Here is a 20,845-nt window from a genome sequence, read left to right as displayed (position 1 = left end):
GGATGGGGGCTCGCGGCGCTGAATGGGCCGACGGCAATGGATGCGCCGCTTGCCCCACCCCAACCCTCCCCAGCGGGGAGGGAGAAAAACCTAGAACTCCACCGTGCAGGAATCGCCCAGCGCCTCGCGCCACACACGCACGCGCGCCAGCGACGCCCGCAAATCCGGCAGCGCCTCCGCAATGAACACGCACAGGTTCTCCAGCGTCGGCGGATGCAGCCCCGGCACCTCGTCCAGCAGATGGTGGTCAAGCTGCTCGCGCACATCCTCGAGCCGGCGGCGCAGCAGGCCCAGGTCGATCACCATGCCCGTCACCGGGTCGAGTTCGCCCGCAAGCCATACCTCTGCGTGGTAGGTGTGGCCGTGAATGCGGCGGCTGCCTTCGACTTCGATCTCGCGTTTGAGCGTGTGGGCGGCGTCGAAGAAGAAGCGTTGGCTGATGGTGAAGCGCATCGTCGGAAGAAAAAAGAAACTCGGAAACGGAGAAAAAAAGAAAAGAGGCCGCCGCGTCAGCGGATGCCCGTGATCTTGTGGGTCTGCACGCTGAGGCGCCACACCGGCTGCTTCATGCATTCGTCGATGCAGCGTTCGGTGTTGGCGAGGCGGTCGGGCCCGTCCATCGGCTGCAGAAAGCGGTGCGTGAACTCGCCCGTGCGCGCCATCGTGTCGAGGTCGAAACCGGCCTGTGGCCACACGAGCTTGAGCTCCTGACCGCGCTGCTGCACCCACGGCGCGCCGGCCTTGGGGCTGATGCACAGCCAGTCGATGCCGGCGGGCGCGGCGACCGTGCCGTTGCTCTCGACCGCGATGCGGAAGTGCCGCGCGTGCAATGCGTCGACCAGCGCCGCATCGACCTGCAGCAGCGGCTCGCCACCGGTGAGCACGACCAGCCGGTGCGCGGTGTCGCCGGCGGGCCATTGCGCGGCGATGGTGTCGGCGAGTTGGTCGGCGCTCTTGAACTTGCCGCCCAGCGTGCCGTCGGTGCCGACGAAATCGGTGTCGCAGAAACGGCAGACGGCGGTATCGCGGTCTTCCTCGCGGCCGGTCCAGAGGTTGCAGCCGGCGAAGCGGCAGAACACGGCCGGCATGCCGGCTTGGCCGCCTTCGCCCTGCAAGGTGTAGAAGATTTCCTTGACGCTGTAGGTCATGAAGCGAGCGGGGTGTCGATTTCGAGGTTGTCGATGAGCCGCGTGCTGCCCAGCCGCGCGGCAGCCAGGGCCACGAGCGCATCGCCGGCCTGCGGTGCCTGCAGGTCGGCGCGGCGGCGCAGCACGAGGTAGTCGGGCTGCCAGCCGCGCTGCGCGAGCAACTGCATGGCGCGCGCCTCGAGGGCGGCCACGTCGCGCTCGCCGGCGCGCACGGCCTCGGCGATGTCTCGCAGCGCCTTCGACAGCTGCACGGCCTCGGCGCGTTCCGTCGCGCTCAGGTAGCCGTTGCGCGACGAAAGCGCCAGGCCGTCGTCGGCGCGGAAGGTCTCGCCGCCGACGATCTCGATCGGCATCGCGAACTGCCGCACCATGTGGCGGATCATCATGAGCTGCTGGTAGTCCTTCTTGCCGAACACGGCCACGCGCGGCTGCACGCACTGGAACAGCTTCATCACCACCGTGCACACGCCGATGAAGAAGCCGGGGCGAAAGTGCCCTTCGAGCAGGTCGGCCAGCGCCGGGTCGGGGTGCACCTTGCAGGTCTGGGGCTCGGGGTAGAGCGCCTTCTCGTCGGGCGCGAACAGCACGTCGCAGCCGGCGGCGCGCAGCTTCTCGCAGTCGCTGTCCCAGGTGCGCGGGTAGGTGTCGAAGTCTTCGTGCGGCAAAAACTGCAGGCGGTTCACGAAGATGCTCGCCACGGTGGCGTCGCCCAGCGGCTTGGCCTGGCGCACGAGCGCGAGGTGGCCCTCGTGCAGGTTGCCCATGGTGGGCACGAAGGCCGGGCGCTGGCTGGAAGACAGGTGCTGGCGCAGTTCGTCGATGGTCTTGGCGATGTACATGGTCGGTGTCTTTCTGGGCTTACCAGGCGTGGAGGCGGTCGTCGGGGAAGCTGCCGTTCTTCACGGCCTGCACGTAGGCCTGCAGCGCGGGCAGCACGCCCGGCGCGTCGGCCATGAAGTTGCGCACGAACTTCGGCATCTTCCCGAGGTTGATGCCCAGCATGTCGTGCAGCACGAGCACCTGGCCGGCGGTGGCCTTGCCGGCGCCGATGCCGATGGTGGCGCAGTGTTTCAGCTCGGCCGTGAGTTCGGCTGCCAGCGCGGCCGGCACCATCTCGAGCACCAGCATGGCGGCGCCCGCGTCCTGCAGCGCGTGGGCCTGCTGCTTGAGCAGCGCGCCGGCGGTGTCGCCCTTGCCCTGCACGCGGTAGCCGCCGAGCGCATGCACGGTCTGCGGCGTCAGACCGAGGTGGGCGCACACGGGAATGCCGCGTTCGACCAGGAAGCGCACGGTCTCGGTGGTCCAGCCGCCGCCTTCGAGCTTGACCATGTGCGCGCCGGCCTGCATCAGCACGGTGGCGCTGCGCAGGGCCTGCTCGCGCGATTCCTGGTAGCTACCGAAGGGCAGGTCGGCGATGAGCCAGGTCGTGCCCTGCACGCGGCGCAGGCCACGCGAGACGCTGTCGGTGTGATAGCGCATGGCTTCCAGGCTCACGCCCACGGTGCTGTTCAGGCCCTGGCAGACCATGCCCAGCGAGTCGCCGACCAGCAGGCAGTCGATGCCGGCGGCGTCGGCCATGGCCGCGAAGGTGGCGTCATAGGCGGTGAGCATGGCGATCTTTTCGCCGCGCGCATGCATGTCGGCCAGCCGCGGCAGGCTCACGGGCTTGCGCTGCGCCAGCGGCGAGGCGGGCGGCAGCGTGCCGTAGGGCGTGCCGGCCGGGGCTTCAGACGGTGGGGTGGGTGTGGAAGGTGTGTTCGACATGGTTGGCTTTCTCCCTGCGGGCGTCGGTGGCCGGGCATCCTGAGGGTGATCGAAAGGTGACGAAGGGTGGGCTCAGTCGACCGGCGGCACCAGCACGGTGGGTGCGGTGGGCTCGGCCAGCGAAGGGTAATCGCGACTGAAATGCAGGCCACGGCTCTCGTGGCGGGCCTGCGCGGAACGCACGATCAGCTCGGCCACCTGCACCAGGTTGCGCAGTTCGAGCAGGTCGCGCGTGACGTGGAAGTTCGCGTAGAACTCCTGGATCTCGGCTTGGAGCAGCGCGATGCGGTGGCTCGCGCGCTCCAGGCGCTTGTTGGTGCGCACGATGCCGACGTAGTCCCACATGAAGCGGCGCAGCTCGTCCCAGTTATGAGAGATGACCACGGCTTCGTCGGCGTCGGTGACGCGGCTTTCGTCCCAGGCGGGCAGCGCGGCGCGTTCGCGCGACGGCGCCTGCGCAATGGCGTCGGCCGCGGCGCGCGCGAACACCATGCACTCGACCAGCGAGTTGCTGGCCAGCCGGTTGGCGCCATGCAGGCCGGTGCAGGCGGTTTCGCCGATGGCGTACAGGCCCGGGATGTCGGTGCGGCCGGCCAGGTCGCTGAGCACGCCGCCGCAGGTGTAGTGCGCGGCGGGCACGACGGGAATCGGCTCGCGCGTGATGTCGATGCCCAATTCGAGGCAGCGCGCCAGGATGTTGGGGAAGTGTTCTTTCAGGAACGCGGGCGGCTGGTGCGAGATGTCGAGGTAGACGCAGTCGAGCCCGTGCTTCTTCATCTCGAAGTCGATGGCGCGGGCCACCACGTCGCGCGGTGCGAGTTCGGCGCGTTCGTCATGCGTTGGCATGAAGCGCGTGCCGTCGGGCAATTTCAGCAGGCCGCCTTCGCCGCGCACCGCCTCGCTGATCAGGAACGACTTGGCGTGCGGGTGGTACAGGCAGGTCGGGTGGAACTGGATGAACTCCAGGTTCGACACCCGGCAGCCCGCGCGCCAAGCGGCGGCAATGCCGTCGCCGGTGGCGGTGTCGGGGTTGGTGGTGTACAGGTACACCTTGCCCGCGCCGCCGGTCGCCAGGATGGTGTGCGGCGCGCGGAAGGCCAGCACCTCGTCGGTCTCGTCGTCCAGCGCGTACAGGCCCTGGCACGACGGATCGGCCAGGCCGAGCTTGGGGCCGGTGACCAGGTCGACCAGCGTGTGGTGCTCGAACAGCGTGATGTTGGGTGTGCGGCGTACCCGCTCGATCAGCACCTGCTGCACGGCTGCGCCGGTGGCGTCGGTCACGTGCACGATGCGGCGCTGGCTGTGGCCGCCTTCGCGCGTGAGGTGCAGGTCGCCGCCTTCTTCCGAAAAGGGCACGCCCAGTTCGCGCAGCCAGCCGATGGCCTGCGGCGCGCCCTCGACCACGAAGCGCGTGGCTTCGGGGTCGCACAGGCCGGCGCCGGCGACCAGCGTGTCTTCCACGTGGGCGTCGAAGCTGTCGCCCGCCGCCAGCACAGCCGCGATGCCGCCCTGCGCCCAGGCGCTGGAGCCGTCGTTCAGCGCGCGCTTGGTGAGCACGGCCACGCGGTGCGTGGGGGCCAGGTGCAGCGCGGCGGAGAGGCCGGCGAGGCCGCTGCCGACGATGAGGACGTCGAAGTCACGTACGGCAGAAGTCACAGGCGTGGAAACCGGTTGGGTCAGGCGGGCGAATAGGCCAGTCGGACGTAAATAGGGGCGAAGGCCTCGGCCTGCGTGATGTCGATCAGCGTCTCTTTCGCGAGCTCGAGCATCGCGATGAAGGTGACGATCAGCACGGGCACGCCGCGCGAGACGTCGAAGAGCTTTTCGAACTCGACGAAACGCTGGCCCTGCAGGTGGCGCAGCACGATGCTCATGTGCTCGCGCACGTTGAGCTCTTCGCGCGAGATCTTGTGGTGCTGCACGAGCTTGGCGCGCTTCATGATGTCGGCCCACGCATCGCGCAGTTCGACCACGTCGACGTCGGGAAAGCGCGGCTTGATCGACTGCTCGATGTAGACCTGCGCCTTCCAGAAGTCGCGCCCGTAGGTCGGCAGCGCGCTGATGGCGGCGGCCTGCAGCTTGGTCTGCTCGTACTCCATGAGCCGGCGAACCAGCTCGGCGCGCGGGTCTTCAGCCTCTTCGCCGTCGGCCACCTTCTTGGGCGGCAGCAGCATGCGCGACTTGATCTCGATCAGCATCGCGGCCATCAACAAATATTCGGCCGCGAGTTCGAGGTTGGTCTGGCGGATCTCGTCGACGTAGCTCAGGTACTGCCGCGTGAGTCCCGCCATCGGGATGTCGAGGATGTTGAAGTTCTGCTTGCGGATCAGGTACAGCAACAGGTCGAGCGGGCCCTCGAAGGCCTCCAGAAAAACCTGCAGCGCCTCGGGCGGGATGTACAGGTCTTTCGGCATCGCGAACAGCGGCTCGCCGTAGAGCCGGGCCAGGGCGACCTGGTCGACGACCTCGGGCATGCTGGCCACGATCGTGCCGTTGTCCTCGTCTGCGCTCATGAGGCGGTTGCTATTAACTTAATAGCTGTGCGCGCACGCGGGGCGGCGGGATGCCGGGTGGGCACCATTCACTTGGGTTGGGTCTGGTAGACGTACGGCTGCATCGGCACGCGGGCTTCGCTGTACTCCTCGAGCAGGCTGCGGTCGAGGTGCTTGTCCCAGAGCAGGGCGCGGCCGGCGCGCTGTTCGGCTTCCAGCGTCGGCTTCTTTTCCTTCATCTCCTCGATGAAGTTCGTGATCTCGGAGGTGTAGTGGGGGCGACGGAAGATAGACATAGACTGGACCTTTATCGCTCGAATTTTACCGGGGACCGCATGCAACGATTCCAGAAGGCCCGGATCGGCCTCATGACAGGACTGCTGGCAGTACTCATCGGGCTCGCGGGCTGCGATCCGCAGCGCATCAGCGAGCTCGAAGAAGGCGTCTCGACCGAAGCCGACGTGCGCGCGCGCTTCGGCGAACCCGAGAACGTCTGGGACGTGCCCAACGGCCGCGTCCTGGAGTTCAACCGCCAGCCGCAGGGTCAGAAGAATTACATGATCACCATCGGCGCCGACGGCAAGATGAGCGCGCTGCGCCAGGTGCTCACGCCCGAGAACTTCGCCAAGGTGCAGCCCGGCATGATGATGGAAGACCTGCGCAAGCTGCTCGGCAAGCCCGCCAAGGTCACGCCCTATGCGCTCAAGCGCGAGACCGAATGGGAATGGCGCTGGGTGCAGCCGCCCAGCTCGGCGATGGTCTTCACTGCCACGCTGAACGACGACCAGCGCGTGGTGCGCAGCGGCTCGTCGCCCGACCGGGGCACCGAAGCGCCGTAACGCAGCGGTCAGGCGCCGTGCGACGCGCCGGGCTGGCCCGTCGTCAATTCCTCGGCAAAGCCTGAACGCTCCAGCACCTCGAGCGGCTGCGGCTGCAGCGACTCGATGCGGAGCAGCCCGTCGCGCGCCAGTACCGCCCGGTGCAGCTGCCGCAGCGCGTCGACGCCGGTGGCATCGATGTAGATCAGGTGCGTGGCGTCGAGCACCACCGTCATGCCGCGCGGTGCGCGCTCCGCGGCGTTCACTGCTTCGTCGAGCTTGGCCGCCGCGCCGAAGAACATGGCGCCGTACAGCCGGTAGGTGAGCACCGGCGGCTGCAAGGTCACGAGTTCGACGCTGAACAGCCCGCTCATGCGCCGGATGAAAAGCGCGCACGCCAGCACGATGCCCACTTGCACCGCCACCGTGAGGTCGAACACCACCGTGAGGAAGAAGGTGCCGAGCATCAGCAGCCGGTAATGGCGGCTGAAGTGGCGCAGCTGGCCGGGCGTGAACTCGCGCCATTCGCCCATGTTCAGCCCGACGAACACCAGGATGCCCGCCAGCACCGCGAGCGGCACGTGGCGCGCCAGCGGCGCCGCCAGCAGCACCACGAGCAGCAGCGTGACCGCATGCACGATGCCCGCAATGGGCGAGCTGCCGCCCGAGCGGATGTTGGTCACGGTGCGCGCGATGGTGCCCGTGGCCGGCATGCCGCCGAAAAAGGGCGTGACGATGTTGGCGATGCCCTGCGCCATCAGCTCCTGGTTGGGGTCGTGGCGCGGCTGGCCGCTGACCTGGTCGGCCACGCGCGCGCACAGCAGCGACTCGATGGCGCCGAGCAGCGCGATGGTCAGCGTCGGCGTCACCAGCTGCTTGACCGTCTCCCACGAGAAATCGGGCAGCGCGAAGGCCGGTACGCCCTCGGGAATGCCGCCGAAGCGTGTGCCGATGGTCTCCACCGGCAGCGCGAAGCCCCACGACACCAGCGTGAGCGACACCAGCGCGACGATCGGCCCCGGGATGCGCCCGACGATCTGCACCGGGCGCGTCTGCACCCACCGCCCGCCCACGCGCTGCACCGCGCGCGCCAGCGCCGAGTCACCACGAAACAGCCGCGACCACGCCAGCAGGCCGAGCACGCAGGTCAGCCCGAGCGCGAAGGCGTGCGGGTTGAAGGTGTCCAGCCGCAGTGCCATCGCGTGCAGCTGCGAGAACACGTCGGCCGGCATGCGCTCCACCGTGAGGCCGAGCAAATCCTTGAGCTGCGACAGCAGGATCAGCACCGCGATGCCGTTGGTGAAGCCCACCACGATCGACAGCGGCACGAAGCGCACCAGCCGCCCGAGCCCGAACAGCCCCGCCATGAACAGCAGCACGCCCGCGCAGGCGGTGGCGATCAGCAGGTTGGCCACGCCGTAGCGCTCGACGATGCCGTAGACGATCACGATGAACGCGCCCGCCGGTCCGCCGATCTGTACGGCCGAGCCGCCCAGGAATGAGATCAGGAAGCCCGCGATGATCGCCGTCCAGATGCCGGCTTCGGGCTTGAGCCCCGAGGCGATGGCAAACGCCATGGCCAGCGGCAGCGCCACGATGCCCACCGTGGCGCCCGCGCCGAGGTCCCTCAGGAACCGCCCCCGGTCGTAGCCCGCCATCGTGTCCATCAGGCGGGGGCGAAAGCGGGTGAGGTTCAGCGGCGATGACATGTGCGGTCATTGTGGCCCGGCCGTCGCGGCGGGCCGGCGATTTCCCGGGGGTGAGTACTTTCAGTCAGCTTATCGGCGGCGAGGCTGAAAGATACATTTTTGACGTTTAGAAACAAACGTCAATAAGGTTGCCCAATGCACATCCTGCTCGTCGCGAGCGCCTTCAACAGCCTCACGCAGCGCGTGCTGGCCGAACTCCAGGACCGGGGCCACACCGCAGGCATCGTGCTGGCGCTCGGCGATGACGAGGCGCTGCGTGACGCGGTGCGCCAGCACGCGCCCGCGCTGCTCATTGCGCCGATGCTGACCACCGCAATTCCCGAGGATGTCTGGCGCGCCCACACCTGCCTGATCGTGCACCCGGGCCCGCCCGGCGACCGGGGCCCGTCGTCGCTCGACCGGACGCTGCAGGGCGGCGTCGACAGCTGGGGCGTCACCGTGCTCGAAGCCGTGGCCGAGATGGACGCGGGCGATGTCTGGGCCTGGTCGCCGCTGAAGGTGCCGCCGCAGGCCGGCAAGAGCGACCTGTACCGCGGCGAGGTGGCCGATGCCGCCGTCGATGCGGTGCTGCTCGCTGTCGAACGTTTCGCCTCGGGCACCTACAAGCCGAAGCGGCAGAAGGCGGCCGACCTCGCCGCCGGCTGGCGGCCCTTCATGAAGCAGGCCGAGCGCCGCATCGACTGGGCCACGCAGACCACCGAATCGGTGCTGCAGCACCTGCGCGCGGCCGATTCGCAGCCCGGCGCGCTTGACGAGCTGCTGGGCGCATCGTGGTACCTGCACGGCGGCCATGCCGAGGACGAACTGCGCGGCACGCCCGGCGAACTGATCGCCACCCGCACCGGCGCCGTCTGCCGCGCCACCGTGGACGGCGCGGTCTGGCTCACCCAGCTGCGGCCGTGGCGCGAACCGGGCTCCGACCTGCCGAGCTACAAGCTGCCGGCCGTCGAGGCGCTGGGTGCGCGGCTGCCGGCGGGCTTGCCCGAGGTGCCCGCGCCCCTCGAGCTGCCGGCCAGTCGTCGCACCTGGACAGACATGCGCTACAGCGAACACGGCCCCGTCGGCGTGCTGAACTTCTCGTTCGCGGGCGGGGCCATGAGCACCGCGCAATGCCGGCGTCTGCTCACTGCCTACCGCTTCGCCTGCACGCGGCCGACGTCGGTGCTGGTGCTCGGCGGGCTGCGCGACTTCTTCTCCAACGGCATCCACCTCAACGTGATCGAGGCGGCGGCCGATCCGGCCGAAGAATCGTGGGCCAACATCCACGCGATGAACGACCTGGTCGAGGCCGTGCTCACCACCACCGACCGCCTCACGGTGGCCGCGCTGGGCGGCAATGCCGCGGCGGGCGGCGTGATGCTCGCGCTCGCGGCGGACGAGGTGTGGTGCCGCGACGGCGTGGTGCTCAACCCGCACTACACGTTGATGGGCCTGCACGGCTCCGAATACTGGACCTACAGCCTGCCGCGCCGCGTGGGCACCGACGAGGCCGCGCGGCTCACGCAGTCGGCGCTGCCGGTGAGCGCGAGACGCGCGGTGGCGCTGGGCCTGGCGCAGCGCGTCCTGCAGGCCGCGCCGGAAGAACTGGGTGACGAGGTCGGCCGGCTGGCCGCGCAACTGGCGGTATCGCCGGACCTGGCTGTGCGCATTGCGGACAAGCAGGCGGCGCGCGCCCGCGACGAGGCGATCAAGCCGCTGCAGGCGTATCGCGATGAGGAGCTGGCGCACATGCGGCGCAATTTCTTTGATCCCGCCGAGCCGCACGCGGCGCTGCGTTCGGCCTTCGTGCGCAAGGAAAAAGCGCAGCACACGCCCGCGCACCTCGCGGCGCTGGGCCTGCCGCGCTGAACGGCTGTCAGTCTTCGCTGTCGGGAATCACCGCGTCGGCAGCGGCGCCCACCACCTTGCCGGTGATGCGCGCGGTACCGATGGCGGCATCGGCGGCGAGGCCGACCGCGCCGGCGCCCACGCTCACGGCGGTGCTCGCGACGCTGACCACCGCGCAGCCGCTCAGCAGCAGCGCGCTCGCAAGGCCGAGTGCGGAAAGGACGAGGGGGCGGAGGCGGTCACTGCGTTGCATGGGCGGATTCTGCACCCGCAGCGCTTGATCGGGCCAGTGACGCCAGGATGGCCTCGCGGTCCTGGTCCAGCCGCGGCGGTTGCCGCCGCACCTGCGTGCGCAGCCCGCCGACATGCACCGGGTTGCCCGCCACCGTGAGCGACTGGCCGCCCTGCGTGCGCACCTGCACCAGCATCTCGCGCGCCTGCACCTGCGGGTCTTTCACCACCGCCGCCACGTCGTTGTAGTCGCCCGTGGGAATGTTGTGCTGCATCAGCAGCGCCTGCCAGTGCGCGCAGGGCGCGGTCGACAGGCGCTCTTCGAGCAACTGCTTCAGCGCCTCGTGGTGCTGGCAGCGTGCCGCGTTGGTGGCAAAGCGCGCGTCCTCGGCGAGCGCGGGCAGGTCGAGCGCGGTGCACAGGCGCTGGAACAGCGCATCGTTGCCCGCCGCGATCACGAACCAGCCGTCGGCCGCGCGGAACACGTCGAAGGGCGTGATCGACGGGTGCCGCGAACCGATCGGCCCCGGCGCGCGGCCCTCAGCCTCCATGCGCGAGATCGCGTTCTCGAGCAGCGCGACCTGGCAGTCGAGCATCGCCACATCAACCCTGTCGCCCAGGCCCGTGCGACTGCGCTGCAGCAGCGCAGCCTGCGTGCCGATGGCCGCGTACAGCCCGGCGCCGAGGTCGCCGATCGACACGCCCACGCGCGTCGGCGGTGCGCCCGGGTGGCCCGTGAGGCTCATGATGCCGCCCATCGCCTGCACCACCATGTCGTAGGCGGGGCGTTTGCTGTACGGCCCGGTCTGGCCGAAGCCGGAGACCGAGGTGAACACCAGTTTCGGAAACCGCGCATGCAGCGTCGGCCAGTCGTAGCCCAGCTTTTCCATCGTGCCGGGCCGGAAGTTCTCGACCAGCACGTCGGCCGTGGCCAGCAACTGTTCGAAGACCGCGCGGTCGGCCGGCGCCTTCAGGTCGAGCGCGATCGATTCCTTGTTGCGGTTGACCGACATGAAGTAGGCCGAGTCGCCCTCGACGAAGGGGCCGATCTGCCGTGCGTCGTCGCCCAGGCCGGGCTGCTCCACCTTGATGACGCGCGCGCCCAGGTCGGCGAGCAGCATCGTGCAGTACGGGCCCGCGAGCACGCGGGTCAGGTCGATGACGGTGAAGCCCTGCAGCGGGCCTGCTTTTGCTGCGTCTTGCGTCATTCGATGCTCGCGCCGGAGCGCGCAGTGAGTTCCTTCGACTTCACGCCTTCGGCCAGGGCCCAGTCGCGGAATTCGGCCAGCGACTTCGAGGGCGCCGACTCGTTGCCCGACTTCTCCAGCCGCGCCTTGACCTCGGGGTCGTTGAGCGCCGCCACGCTGGCGTCGAACAGCTTCTGCGTCACCTCCGGTGGCAGGCCCGCGGGTGCGAAGAGGCCGAACCAGAAGGTGTAGTCGTAGCCCTTCACGCCGGCTTCGGCCACGCTGGGCACATCGGGAAAGAGCGGCGAGCGCTGGCCCGAAGTGACGGCCAGCACGCGCAGCTTCTGGCCCTGCGCCATCGGCAGCACCGAGGGCGGCGTGCCGAAGGTGAGCTGCACGTCGCCCGCGGCCACGGCCTGGATCGACGGGGCGCCGCCCTTGTACGGCACGTGCAGCATCTGCACGCCGGCCGCCTTCTCGAACGACAGGCCGGCCAGGTGCGTGACCACGCCGGCGCCCGACGACGAGTACGCCAGCTTGCCGGGGTTCTGCCGCGCCTCGGCGATCAGCGCCTGCACGGTCTTCGCGCTCACGTCCTTGTTGACCGCGAGCAGCATCGGCGCGGAACTCCAGCGCGAGATCGGCACGAAGCTCTTGGCGCCGTCGTACTTCACGCTCTTGTAGAGCAGCTTGTCGCTGCCGTAGAGGTTGGCGCTGCCCAGCAGCAGCGTGTAGCCGTCGGGCGCGGCGCGCGCGACCTGGTCCGACGCGATGGTGGTACCGGCGCCCGGCTTGTTGTCGATGACGATCGGCTGGCCGAGCAGCTTGGCCATCTTGTCGCTCACGATGCGCGCCACGGTGTCGGCGCCGCCGCCGGCGGGGAAGCCCACCACCAGCGTGATGGGCCGTGACGGGTAGGTGTCGGCCAGCGCGCCGGCCGAGGCCAGCAGCGCGGCGGCCGCGAACGAGAGGGCTCGCAGTTCTTGCTTCATGGGTTGTCTCCTGAGTCTTGTGTGGGGGGAGGGCGGGCGCGTTCAGCGGCCCTGGAACACCGGTGTGCGCTTCTCGCGCCAGGCCCGGCCGCCCTCGGCGAGGTCTTCGGACGCGACGGTGCGCTGCACCTCGCGCGAGATCGCGGCGGCATCGGCGGTGCCGCGCGCGATCTGGTTCAGGTGCTTCTTCATGCCCAGCAGCGCCAGCGGCGCCATGCCCGCGAGCACGGTGCGCAGGCGCTGCACCTCGGTGTCGAGCGCTGCCGCGTCGTCGACCAGCTGCGTGAGAAAGCCGCAGTCGCGCATCGCGGCGCCGTCGAGCTTCTCGGCGGTGAGGAACAGGCGCTTGGCCGTGTCCAGCCCCAGCCGCGACACGTAGCGCTCCATGCCGCTCTGGTAGTAGTGCAGGCCGAGCCGGGCGGCCGGCATGAACATCTCGGCGGCGCGGGCACCCACGCGGAAGTCGCAGGCCAGCACGAGGTCGGTCGCGCCGCCGTACACACCGCCGTGCACCGCCGCGATGGTGACCGCGCGGCAGTTTTCGACCACATCGACCATCTCGCCGAAGCTGCGGCCCTCGGTCTGGCTCTGGCTGGCCACTTCTGATATATCAAACCCGCTGCAAAAGTACTTGCCCTCGGCGCGCAGGACCAGCACCAGCACCTCGGGCGTGCGGTTCACCATGTCCACATGCTGGATCAGCACGGGCAGGTCGTCCGGCGTGAGCTTGTTGGCGGCTTGAGGACGGTGCAGCGTCAGGTAGGCCACGTGGCCGTCGATCGCGAGGGTGGGAGACATTGATGTACCAAACAGATGAATTGATATATCTGTAAGGTTAGCTAATATCCAGATCGCCATGCAACCCGCGAAAACCCTCGACACCCACAGCCTGCAGGACCGCATCCGCGCCCGGCTCGAACAAGACATCCTGGGCGGCGTGCTGTCGCCCGGCATGCCCATCGACGAAAAGGCGCTGGCGCTGAGCTTCAACACCTCGCGCACGCCGGTGCGCGAGGCGCTGCTGCTGCTCAGTGCGCGCGGGCTGGTCGACATCGTTCCGCGCACTGGCATCTACGTGCGCCAGCTGCGGGCGAACGAACTGGTGGCGATGATGGAAGCGCTGGGCGAGCTCGAAGGCGTGCTGGCGCGGCTGGCGGCGCTGCGCATCGGCCCGGTGCTGCGCGACGAACTGCTGCAGGCCCTGGCCGGCACCGCCGCGCAAGCCCAGGCGGACGACGCCGAGGCCTACCAGCAGGCCAACGCCGCGCTGCACGACGTGATCTACCGCGCCAGCGGCAACCCCTTCATCGTGGAACAGGCGCAGACCGTGCGGCTGCGCATTTCGGCCTACCGCGGGCGGATGTTTGAGAAGCCCGGCCGGCTCGCCGCTTCACAGCGGGAGCACGAACGGGTGGTCGAGTGGATTCTGAAAGGCCACGCGGACAACGCCGCGGAGGCGATGCGCGACCACATCTCGGTGGGCGGCAAGGTGTTTGCCGACCTCGTGTTGAACAACAAGTTCGGCTAGTTCTTCTCGTCTTCTGAACTGATCAGCGCACGCGCATGCCCGGCGTCGCGCCTGCCCAGGGCTCGAGCACGTGGATGCCCGGGTGGGCCTTTTCGTCGCCGTGGCTGGCGGCCAGCACCATGCCTTCGCTGATGCCGAACTTCATCTTGCGCGGCGCCAGGTTGGCGACCAGCACCGTGAGCTTGCCCACGAGCTGCTCGGGCTGATAGGCCGAGGCGATGCCGCTGAACACGTTGCGCGTCTTGCCTTCGCCCGCGTCGAGCGTCAGGCGCAGCAGCTTGGTCGAGCCCTCGACCTTCTCGCAGGCCACGATCTTCGCGAGGCGCAGGTCGATCTTCACGAAGTCGTCGATCGTGATGGTCGGCGCGATGGCTTCGCCGCCCGGCAGGTCTTGTGCTTCCGCGGCGACAGGCGCGGCTGCTGCTGCGGCTTCGGGCACGTCGAACAGCTTGTCGACCACCTTGGCATCGGCACGCTGCATCAGGTGCTTGTAGTCGCCGATGGCGTGGCCGGCCGGCAGGGCCTGTGCGGCGTCGGCCCAGGTGAGTGGCGCGATCTTCAGGAAGGCCTCGACGTTCACGGCCAGCGCCGGCAGCACCGGCTTCAGGTACAGCGTGAGCAGGCGGAAAGCCTCGATGCAGACCGTGCACACGTCGTGCAGGCGCGCCTCGGCGCCTTCCTTCTTGGCCAGTTCCCAGGGCTTGTTCTGGTCGACGTACTCGTTCACCTTGTCGGCCAGCGCCATCACCTCGCGCAGGGCGCGGGCGTAGTCGCGGCCGTCGTACAGCGACTGCACCTGCGTGGCTGCAGCGCGCAGCGTCGACAGCAGCGTTTCGCCGTCGGCCGACACCGCGCCCAGCTGGCCGCCGAAGCGCTTGCCGATGAAGCCGGCCGCGCGGCTGGCGATGTTGATGTACTTGCCCACGAGGTCGCTGTTGACGCGCGCCACGAAGTCGTCGGGGTTGAAGTCGATGTCCTCGTTGCGGCCGTTGAGCTTGGCGGCGATGTAGTAGCGCAGCCATTCGGGGTCGAGCCCGATCGACAGGTACTTGAGCGGGTCGATGCCGGTGCCGCGGCTCTTGCTCATTTTTTCGCCGCTCACCGTCAGGTGGCCGTGCACGTACACGGCGTTGGGCGCCTTGCGGCCGCTGAAATGCAGCATCGCGGGCCAGAACAGCGTGTGGAAGGTGATGATGTCCTTGCCGATGAAGTGCACCTGCTCCAGCTCGGGGTCGGCCATGTACTCGGTGTACGAGATGCCGTCGCCGCCCAGCTCGATGCAGCGCTTGTCGAGCAGGTTCTTCAGCGAGGCCAGGTAGCCCACGGGCGCGTCGAGCCAGACGTAGAAGTACTTGCCCGGCGCATCGGGGATCTCGATGCCGAAGTAGGGCGCGTCGCGGCTGATGTCCCAGTCGCCCAGGCCGCCCTTGCCTTCGTCGTCCTTGTAGAGCCACTCGCGGATCTTGTTCTGCACCTCGGACTGCACATGGCCGGGGGCGGCGGTCCATTCCTTCAGGTAGGCCTCGCAGCGCGGGTCCGAGAGCTTGAAGAAGAAGTGCTCCGAGCTGCGCAGCTCGGGCTTGGCGCCCGACAGCGCCGAGTACGGGTTGATCAGCTCGGTGGGCGCATACACGGCGCCGCACACCTCGCAGTTGTCGCCGTACTGGTCCTTCGCGTGGCAGTTGGGGCACTCGCCCTTGATGAAGCGGTCGGCCAGGAACATGCCCTTGGCCGGGTCATAGAACTGCTCGACGCTCTTGGTCTCGATGAGGCCGTTGGCGCGCAGGTCGCGGTAGATGTCTTGTGCGAGCTGGTGGTTCTCGGGCGCGTCGGTCGAGTGCCAGTTGTCGAAGGCGATGTGGTAGCCGTCCAGGTAGGGCTTGCGGCCCGCGGCGATCTCGGCCACGAAGGCCTGCGGCGTCACGCCGGCCTTGTCGGCCGCGATGGTGATGGCCGCGCCGTGCGCGTCGTCGGCGCACACGAAGTTGACCTCGGCGCCATTCATTCGCTGGTTCCGCACCCAGATGTCGGCCTGGATATATTCCATCATGTGGCCGATGTGGAACTTGCCGTTGGCATACGGCAGGGCGGTGGTAACGAAGAGCTTGCGCGGGGCGGACATCGGGGAGGGCGCTTTCGAGAGTGGTACGGACGGAACCGGGCATTTTAGGTGGCGGCGTCCGCCCTGCGCCCGCCCCCGTGTTTGAGGGTGCGAGTGACCCACAAACGCGCGGGGTGTCTCGCGCGCGACGTATGCTTCGATCTCCGATACAGAACGCCAGAAAGCGAGCCGCAGCCGATGACCACCTCCATTCCCGCAACCCTCATTCCCGGCGATGGCATCGGCCCCGAAATCGTCGACGCCACGCTGGCCGCGCTCGATGCGCTGAAGGCGCCTTTCGTGTGGGACACCCAGATCGCCGGCCTCGGCGGCGTGAAGGCTTCGGGCGATCCGCTGCCCAAGGCCACGCTGGACAGCATCCGCAGCACCCGCCTGGCCCTCAAGGGCCCGCTCGAAACCCCCTCGGGCGGCGGTTATCGCTCGTCGAACGTGCGGCTGCGCGAGGAGTTCCAGCTGTACGCCAACCTGCGCCCCGCGCGCACCATCATCCCGGGCGGGCGCTTCGACAAGATCGATTTGATGATCGTGCGCGAGAACCTCGAGGGCCTCTACATCGGCCACGAGCACTATGTGCGCATCGACGGCGACCCGCATGCCGTGGGCATGGCCACCGGCATCAACACGCGCCAGGGCTGCCGCCGGGTGCTCGAGTACGCGTTCGACACGGCGATCGCCACCGGCCGCAAGAAGGTCACGCTGGTGCACAAGGCCAACATCATGAAGGTGCTGACCGGCTTGTTCCTGGAAACCGGCGAGCAGCTCTACGCCGAAAAGTACAAGGGCAAGTTCGAACTCGATTCGATCATCGTGGACGCCTGCGCCATGAAGCTGGTGCTCAACCCCTGGCAGTTCGACATGCTGGTGACGACCAACCTGTTCGGCGACATCCTGTCGGACCTCGTGGCCGGCCTCGTCGGCGGCCTGGGCATGGCACCGGGCGCCAACATCGGCACCGATGCCGCCATCTTCGAGGCCGTGCACGGCTCGGCGCCCGACATCGCCGGCAAGGGCATCGCCAACCCCACCGCACTGCTGCTGGCCGCCGCGATGATGCTCGACCACACGAAGATGCCCGAGCTGGCCACGCGCCTGCGCACGGCCATCGACCAAACTTTGAACATCGACAACGTGCGCACCGGCGACCTGGGCGGCTCGGCGAACACCGCCGCTTTCACCAAGGCGCTGGTCGCGCGCATCAACGGCGGCTGAGCAAGCAAGCAAGAAAAAGGCAGCGCAGGTCGTCGCATGAAAAAACTGCTGCTGCCTGCGCTGGTCTTTCTGCTCGCCGGCCTGGCGTGGTCCGCCGCCGGGGCCGCCGACCCGCCGCGCTACACCGTCGTGAAGGTCGACCTTCGCACCGAACGGCTCGCGCTGTTCCTCAACGACGACACGGGCACCGCCTTCAAGCGCTTCGACCGGCTCGATGCCTGGTTGAAGGCGCGCCACAAGCAACTGCTGTTCGCGGTGAACGCCGGCATGTACCACGCCGACTTTGCACCGGTCGGCCTGCTGGTGCGCGAAGGCCGCGAGGAAGCGCCTTTGAATCTGGCCGACGGTGTCGGCAATTTCTTTCGCAAGCCCAACGGCGTGTTCCTGGTGACGGCCGACGGGCCGCGCATCGTCGAGGCGTCGGAGTACCCGGCGTTGGCTGCGAAGGGCGGCGTGCAGTTGGCGACCCAGTCGGGCCCGCTGCTGCTGCGCCACGGCGCGGTGCATCCGGCGCTCATTCCGAATTCGGATTCGCGCAAGACCCGCAACGGCGTGTGCGTGTCGGGCTCGACGGCGGTCTTCGTCTTTGCCGAAACGCCGGTGAATTTCTACGATTTCGCGCTCTACTTCCGCGATGTGCTGCATTGCCGCGACGCGCTGTACCTCGACGGCACCGTGTCGGCGATCTATTCGAAGACACTGCAGCGCAACGACTTCGTGCGCGACCTCGGGCCGATGCTGGCCGTGGTGGCGCCCTGAGTCGCCGTTGCCTTTCCACTTCTGTTTTTTCTCCCTGCGCCATGTCCACACCGCTGCCCGTCCTGTCCCTCCTTGAAACCCGCGTGCTCGGGGTGCTGGCCGAAAAGCAGCGCACCGTGCCCGACAGCTACCCGCTCACGCTCAACTCGCTGGTGTCGGGCTGCAACCAGAAGACCAGTCGCAACCCGGTGCTCGAACTCAGCGAGTCGCAGGTGCAGGCCGCCATCGAGAGCCTGAAGGGCTACAGCCTCGTGGCCGAAACCAGCGGCGGGCGCGCCTTCCGCTACGAACACAACGCCGACCGCGTGCTGCGCATTCCGTCGCAGTCGGTCATCCTGCTCACCGTGCTGATGCTGCGCGGCCCGCAGACCGCCGGCGAACTGCGCATCGCCTGCGACCGCATGCACAACTTTGCCGACATCTCGTCGGTCGAGGGCTTCCTCAACGAGTTGGCCGAACGGCCGGCCGGTGCGCTGGTGGTGAAGCTGGCGCGGCTGCCGGGCGCGCGCGAGAGCCGCTGGGCGCACCTGCTGAGCGGGCCGCCCACGGAAGAGGTGGCGGGGCCGGGCGCATCGGGCGACGGCGCGTTTTCCACGCACGGCGATTCGCTCGGCGAAGTCGCGGCGCTCAAGGCCAACGTGGCGCGGCTCGAAACCGAGGTGGCGTCGCTGAAGGCGCTGCTGGGACGTGTGTGCTCGGAGCTGGGCATTTCCCCTGACGCGCCAGCCACGCCAGAAGCACCCGAGGCCTGATCCCCCCGCGTTCACACAGGCTTCATCCAGCCCGCACATTCGCTGCCTACCGTCGGACCCATTGCGAACCCAATGGAGCTCCGACCATAGACCACGGACAGACAGCCGCCTGGCGCGACCACACGCCCTTCGACGACATCACCCGCCGCCTGCTGGGTGGACTGGCGGCCCTCGCCGGCATTGCCAGCCTCTACGCCTTCTTCTGGTGGGCCGCCTCGGCCACCGGCTTCCTGCTGTTCGACGGCTGGTGGCACACCTGGCGCGGCCTGGGCACGGCCCTCGCGTTCCGCGACGCGGACTCGGCGTTCTACCTGCTGAGCTGGACGCTGTCGGTCCTCGGCGGTGCGGTCGGCTGGATCGCGCTGGTCGCCTTCGCGGTGACCCATCGGCGCGGTTGGGGCGCGGTGCCGACGTGGATCAAGGCCGGGTGTTTCGTCGGCGCCATCGCAGGGCTGGCCTTCGAACCCGGTCGGCTGCTGGCGATGGCCCCGATCGTCGGCGCGGTGCTGCTGATGTTGCGGTCGATGCTGCCGGTGCGCTGAGCCCGCGCCCTCAGCCCCCCGCCGACACCGGCACATCCAGGCTCACCTTCACCGGGTCCATCGTCACCAGCGTGCGAAAGCGCTTGACGTTGTTGCTCTGGAAAAACAGCTGGCGGGTGAGCGCGGTGTACTGCGCCATGTCGCGCACCACGCACACAAGGATGAAGTCCCACTCGCCCGTCACGTAGTAGCACTGCTGCACCTGCGGGCAGTCGCGAAAGCTCTGTTTCATGGCGTCGAGCCGTTCGATCTGCTCGCTCTCGGCCTCGACCTCGACCACGATGGTGAGCGGATGCCCGAGCGCGGCCGGCGACAGCACGGCGCCGTGGCGCTGGATCACGCCTTCGTCGCGCAGGCGCTTGAGCCGGCGGTTCACCGCCGCCGTCGACAGGTGGATGCGCTCGCCCAGTTCGCCCTGCGAGAGGCGGCTGTCGGCCTGGATCAGTTCGAGCAGGTGCAGATCGAGGGCGTCGAGGGGCGTCATGGAAAGAGGGGGTATTCGCGCAAAAACGTTGCGTAGGAACAGCTCATTTTGCGCACCTGTCCCGTCGCGTTGTCAATAGCATCTCGCCATGAAGTTTCCAGACCACCCCCTGCGCGACCAGCTGGCCGGCTGGCGGCACCAGCTGCATGCGATGCCCGAGACCGGCTTCGAGGAAGCCAAGACCTCGGCCTTCATTGCCAACGCGCTGCAGGCGCTGGGGCTCGAGGTGCACAGCGGCATCGGCGGCACCGGGCTGGTCGCCAGCCTCACGGTGGGCAGCGGGACGGGCGTGATCGGCCTGCGCGCCGAGATGGACGCGCTGGCCATCACCGAGCTGGCGACCGAGCGGCCGTACACCTCCGGCACGCCCGGGCGCATGCACGCCTGCGGCCACGACGGCCACATGGCGATGGTGCTCGGCGCCGCGCAACTGCTGCGCGAGCGGCGCGATTTCGACGGCACCGTGCGCTTCATCTTCCAGCCCGCCGAAGAGCACGGGCGCGGCGCTCGCGCCATGATGGACGACGGCCTGTTCACGCGCTTCCCGGTCGACGAGATCTACGGCCTGCACAACATGCCCGGCCTGCCCGCCGGCACCTTCGCCACGCGCGCGGGCGGCCTGATGGCGAGCGAAGACAACTTCGTGATCCACATCCATGGCCGGGGCACGCACGCGGCGCGGCCGCACATGGGCATCGACCCGATCGTGATCGGCGCGCAGATCGTGCTGGCGCTGCAGACCATCGTCTCGCGCACGCTCGACCCGGGCGCGCAGGCCGTGGTGTCGTGCACCGAGTTCATCACCGACGGCATCCGCAACGCCATTCCGTCGAACGTCGTCATCAAGGGCGACACGCGCAGCTACGACCCCGCCGTGCAGCGCATGCTCGAAACGCGCATGCGCGAGATCAGCGAAGGCATCTGCCGCATGCACGGCGCGCAATGCTCGTTCAGCTACACGCACGAGTTCGCGCCCACCGTGAACTGGGCCGAGTGCGTGCCGACCGCGGTGGCCGCCGCCACGGCCGTGGTGGGCGCCGAGAAGGTCGATGCCAATGTCGCGCCGATGATGATCTCGGAAGACTTCGGCGCCTTCCTGCGCGCCGTGCCGGGCGCTTTCGTCTTCCTGGGCAACGGCGCCGAGGGCGAGCCTGGCGGCACGCCACTGCACAACGGCCGCTACGACTTCAACGATGCGGTGCTGACCACGGGCGCGCGCTACTTCGCGGAGATCGTGCGGCTGCGACTTCCCGCGCGCACCGCCGCCTGATCCATTTTTCT

At 68.6% G+C, this 20,845-nt stretch carries 22 protein-coding genes; 8 read left to right on the top strand and 14 right to left on the bottom strand.

Features of this window, described 5'->3' with window-relative positions:
- Positions 1-90: 90 nt before the first annotated feature.
- The 7 genes from GFK26_RS33385 to GFK26_RS33355 all read right to left on the bottom strand — a co-directional run bounded on the left by GFK26_RS33385 (position 91) and on the right by GFK26_RS33355 (position 5,700).
- Positions 91-453 carry a 6-pyruvoyl trahydropterin synthase family protein gene (locus GFK26_RS33385; RefSeq protein ID WP_153285739.1) on the bottom strand — a complete coding sequence of 121 codons (363 nt, stop codon included), beginning with the start codon at positions 451-453 and terminating at the stop codon, positions 91-93.
- 56 nt (positions 454-509) lie between these two features.
- Positions 510-1,148 (bottom strand): 7-carboxy-7-deazaguanine synthase, encoded by a 639-nt coding sequence (queE, locus tag GFK26_RS33380; protein WP_101489022.1) that lies wholly within the window; start codon positions 1,146-1,148, stop codon positions 510-512.
- The gene (gene panC / locus GFK26_RS33375; RefSeq protein ID WP_153285738.1) at positions 1,145-1,987 is read right to left on the bottom strand and encodes a pantoate--beta-alanine ligase; all 843 of its coding nucleotides are present in this window, start codon (positions 1,985-1,987) and stop codon (positions 1,145-1,147) included. Before panC ends, queE begins: the two co-directional genes overlap by 4 nt.
- A gap of 19 nt (positions 1,988-2,006) precedes the next feature.
- Positions 2,007-2,912: a 3-methyl-2-oxobutanoate hydroxymethyltransferase gene (gene panB / locus GFK26_RS33370; protein WP_153285737.1), complete on the bottom strand. Its 906-nt coding sequence runs from the start codon at positions 2,910-2,912 to the stop codon at positions 2,007-2,009.
- Between the two features lie 72 nt (positions 2,913-2,984).
- Complete coding sequence (gene nadB, locus GFK26_RS33365; protein WP_153285736.1) at positions 2,985-4,568, bottom strand: L-aspartate oxidase; 1,584 nt, start codon at positions 4,566-4,568, stop codon at positions 2,985-2,987.
- Positions 4,569-4,588: 20 nt separating this feature from the next.
- Positions 4,589-5,425 carry a segregation and condensation protein A gene (locus tag GFK26_RS33360; RefSeq protein WP_056578351.1) on the bottom strand — a complete coding sequence of 279 codons (837 nt, stop codon included), beginning with the start codon at positions 5,423-5,425 and terminating at the stop codon, positions 4,589-4,591.
- Positions 5,426-5,493: 68 nt separating this feature from the next.
- Positions 5,494-5,700 (bottom strand): DUF3460 family protein, encoded by a 207-nt coding sequence (locus GFK26_RS33355; RefSeq protein WP_056578352.1) that lies wholly within the window; start codon positions 5,698-5,700, stop codon positions 5,494-5,496.
- Between the two features lie 39 nt (positions 5,701-5,739).
- Between GFK26_RS33355 and GFK26_RS33350 the strand changes: the two genes are divergently transcribed.
- Positions 5,740-6,243: an outer membrane protein assembly factor BamE gene (locus GFK26_RS33350; RefSeq protein ID WP_153285735.1), complete on the top strand. Its 504-nt coding sequence runs from the start codon at positions 5,740-5,742 to the stop codon at positions 6,241-6,243.
- Between the two features lie 8 nt (positions 6,244-6,251).
- Here GFK26_RS33350 and GFK26_RS33345 read toward each other — a convergent pair whose 3' ends face one another.
- Positions 6,252-7,931 carry a SulP family inorganic anion transporter gene (locus GFK26_RS33345; RefSeq protein WP_153285734.1) on the bottom strand — a complete coding sequence of 560 codons (1,680 nt, stop codon included), beginning with the start codon at positions 7,929-7,931 and terminating at the stop codon, positions 6,252-6,254.
- Between the two features lie 135 nt (positions 7,932-8,066).
- On the opposite strand from GFK26_RS33345, the gene GFK26_RS33340 reads away from it, so the two are divergent.
- On the top strand, positions 8,067-9,779 hold the full coding sequence (locus GFK26_RS33340; protein ID WP_153285733.1) for a hydrogenase maturation protein: 1,713 nt from the start codon (positions 8,067-8,069) through the stop codon (positions 9,777-9,779).
- A 7-nt stretch (positions 9,780-9,786) separates the two neighbouring features.
- Here the strand turns inward: GFK26_RS33340 and GFK26_RS33335 are convergent, their stop codons facing one another.
- The 4 genes from GFK26_RS33335 to GFK26_RS33320 are packed head-to-tail and all read right to left on the bottom strand — an operon-like array spanning position 9,787 to position 12,966.
- Positions 9,787-10,011, bottom strand: a complete 225-nt coding sequence (locus GFK26_RS33335; RefSeq protein WP_153285732.1) for a hypothetical protein — start codon at positions 10,009-10,011, stop codon at positions 9,787-9,789.
- Entirely contained in the window at positions 9,998-11,197 is a 1,200-nt protein-coding gene (locus tag GFK26_RS33330) for a CaiB/BaiF CoA transferase family protein (RefSeq protein ID WP_153285731.1), read from the bottom strand. The genes GFK26_RS33335 and GFK26_RS33330 overlap by 14 nt, the downstream gene beginning before the upstream one ends.
- Positions 11,194-12,168 carry a Bug family tripartite tricarboxylate transporter substrate binding protein gene (locus tag GFK26_RS33325; RefSeq protein ID WP_153285730.1) on the bottom strand — a complete coding sequence of 325 codons (975 nt, stop codon included), beginning with the start codon at positions 12,166-12,168 and terminating at the stop codon, positions 11,194-11,196. The genes GFK26_RS33330 and GFK26_RS33325 overlap by 4 nt, the downstream gene beginning before the upstream one ends.
- Before the next feature lie 42 nt (positions 12,169-12,210).
- Positions 12,211-12,966: an enoyl-CoA hydratase/isomerase family protein gene (locus GFK26_RS33320; protein WP_153285729.1), complete on the bottom strand. Its 756-nt coding sequence runs from the start codon at positions 12,964-12,966 to the stop codon at positions 12,211-12,213.
- 58 nt (positions 12,967-13,024) lie between these two features.
- Between GFK26_RS33320 and GFK26_RS33315 the strand changes: the two genes are divergently transcribed.
- Positions 13,025-13,696, top strand: coding sequence for a GntR family transcriptional regulator (locus GFK26_RS33315; RefSeq protein WP_153285728.1), 672 nt, complete (start codon positions 13,025-13,027; stop codon positions 13,694-13,696).
- Between the two features lie 22 nt (positions 13,697-13,718).
- Here GFK26_RS33315 and metG read toward each other — a convergent pair whose 3' ends face one another.
- The gene (gene metG, locus GFK26_RS33310) at positions 13,719-15,818 is read right to left on the bottom strand and encodes a methionine--tRNA ligase (RefSeq protein WP_153285727.1); all 2,100 of its coding nucleotides are present in this window, start codon (positions 15,816-15,818) and stop codon (positions 13,719-13,721) included.
- A gap of 177 nt (positions 15,819-15,995) precedes the next feature.
- On the opposite strand from metG, the gene GFK26_RS33305 reads away from it, so the two are divergent.
- The 4 genes from GFK26_RS33305 to GFK26_RS33290 all read left to right on the top strand — a co-directional run bounded on the left by GFK26_RS33305 (position 15,996) and on the right by GFK26_RS33290 (position 19,080).
- On the top strand, positions 15,996-17,027 hold the full coding sequence (locus GFK26_RS33305) for an isocitrate/isopropylmalate dehydrogenase family protein (RefSeq protein WP_153285726.1): 1,032 nt from the start codon (positions 15,996-15,998) through the stop codon (positions 17,025-17,027).
- Between the two features lie 36 nt (positions 17,028-17,063).
- Complete coding sequence (locus GFK26_RS33300) at positions 17,064-17,786, top strand: phosphodiester glycosidase family protein (protein ID WP_153285725.1); 723 nt, start codon at positions 17,064-17,066, stop codon at positions 17,784-17,786.
- Positions 17,787-17,827: 41 nt separating this feature from the next.
- The gene (locus tag GFK26_RS33295; protein WP_153285724.1) at positions 17,828-18,538 is read left to right on the top strand and encodes a YceH family protein; all 711 of its coding nucleotides are present in this window, start codon (positions 17,828-17,830) and stop codon (positions 18,536-18,538) included.
- A gap of 377 nt (positions 18,539-18,915) precedes the next feature.
- Positions 18,916-19,080, top strand: a complete 165-nt coding sequence (locus tag GFK26_RS33290; protein WP_153285723.1) for a hypothetical protein — start codon at positions 18,916-18,918, stop codon at positions 19,078-19,080.
- 10 nt (positions 19,081-19,090) lie between these two features.
- Here GFK26_RS33290 and GFK26_RS33285 read toward each other — a convergent pair whose 3' ends face one another.
- Entirely contained in the window at positions 19,091-19,564 is a 474-nt protein-coding gene (locus tag GFK26_RS33285) for an Lrp/AsnC family transcriptional regulator (RefSeq protein WP_101489038.1), read from the bottom strand.
- 88 nt (positions 19,565-19,652) lie between these two features.
- Here GFK26_RS33285 and GFK26_RS33280 point away from each other — a divergent pair, with 88 nt between their 5' ends.
- Positions 19,653-20,834: a M20 aminoacylase family protein gene (locus GFK26_RS33280; RefSeq protein WP_153285722.1), complete on the top strand. Its 1,182-nt coding sequence runs from the start codon at positions 19,653-19,655 to the stop codon at positions 20,832-20,834.
- Positions 20,835-20,845: the final 11 nt, after the last annotated feature.

This window comes from Variovorax paradoxus, assembly GCF_009498455.1.
In the GTDB taxonomy this organism is placed as follows: Bacteria; Pseudomonadota; Gammaproteobacteria; order Burkholderiales; family Burkholderiaceae_C; genus Variovorax; species Variovorax paradoxus_H.
This window is presented reverse-complemented; position numbering and strand designations above follow the sequence as displayed.

Coding starts and splice junctions, on each gene's coding strand:
- queE (WP_101489022.1), bottom strand. CDS start 1,148: ATGACCTACAGCGTCAAGGAAATCTTCTACACCTTGCAGGGCGAAGGC.
- GFK26_RS33280 (WP_153285722.1), top strand. CDS start 19,653: ATGAAGTTTCCAGACCACCCCCTGCGCGACCAGCTGGCCGGCTGGCGG.
- GFK26_RS33315 (WP_153285728.1), top strand. CDS start 13,025: ATGCAACCCGCGAAAACCCTCGACACCCACAGCCTGCAGGACCGCATC.
- panB (WP_153285737.1), bottom strand. CDS start 2,912: ATGTCGAACACACCTTCCACACCCACCCCACCGTCTGAAGCCCCGGCC.
- GFK26_RS33335 (WP_153285732.1), bottom strand. CDS start 10,011: ATGCAACGCAGTGACCGCCTCCGCCCCCTCGTCCTTTCCGCACTCGGC.
- GFK26_RS33385 (WP_153285739.1), bottom strand. CDS start 453: ATGCGCTTCACCATCAGCCAACGCTTCTTCTTCGACGCCGCCCACACG.
- GFK26_RS33300 (WP_153285725.1), top strand. CDS start 17,064: ATGAAAAAACTGCTGCTGCCTGCGCTGGTCTTTCTGCTCGCCGGCCTG.
- GFK26_RS33330 (WP_153285731.1), bottom strand. CDS start 11,197: ATGACGCAAGACGCAGCAAAAGCAGGCCCGCTGCAGGGCTTCACCGTC.
- GFK26_RS33350 (WP_153285735.1), top strand. CDS start 5,740: ATGCAACGATTCCAGAAGGCCCGGATCGGCCTCATGACAGGACTGCTG.
- GFK26_RS33285 (WP_101489038.1), bottom strand. CDS start 19,564: ATGACGCCCCTCGACGCCCTCGATCTGCACCTGCTCGAACTGATCCAG.
- GFK26_RS33295 (WP_153285724.1), top strand. CDS start 17,828: ATGTCCACACCGCTGCCCGTCCTGTCCCTCCTTGAAACCCGCGTGCTC.
- panC (WP_153285738.1), bottom strand. CDS start 1,987: ATGTACATCGCCAAGACCATCGACGAACTGCGCCAGCACCTGTCTTCC.
- GFK26_RS33325 (WP_153285730.1), bottom strand. CDS start 12,168: ATGAAGCAAGAACTGCGAGCCCTCTCGTTCGCGGCCGCCGCGCTGCTG.
- GFK26_RS33355 (WP_056578352.1), bottom strand. CDS start 5,700: ATGTCTATCTTCCGTCGCCCCCACTACACCTCCGAGATCACGAACTTC.
- GFK26_RS33320 (WP_153285729.1), bottom strand. CDS start 12,966: ATGTCTCCCACCCTCGCGATCGACGGCCACGTGGCCTACCTGACGCTG.
- metG (WP_153285727.1), bottom strand. CDS start 15,818: ATGTCCGCCCCGCGCAAGCTCTTCGTTACCACCGCCCTGCCGTATGCC.
- GFK26_RS33340 (WP_153285733.1), top strand. CDS start 8,067: ATGCACATCCTGCTCGTCGCGAGCGCCTTCAACAGCCTCACGCAGCGC.
- GFK26_RS33305 (WP_153285726.1), top strand. CDS start 15,996: ATGACCACCTCCATTCCCGCAACCCTCATTCCCGGCGATGGCATCGGC.
- GFK26_RS33345 (WP_153285734.1), bottom strand. CDS start 7,931: ATGTCATCGCCGCTGAACCTCACCCGCTTTCGCCCCCGCCTGATGGAC.
- GFK26_RS33360 (WP_056578351.1), bottom strand. CDS start 5,425: ATGAGCGCAGACGAGGACAACGGCACGATCGTGGCCAGCATGCCCGAG.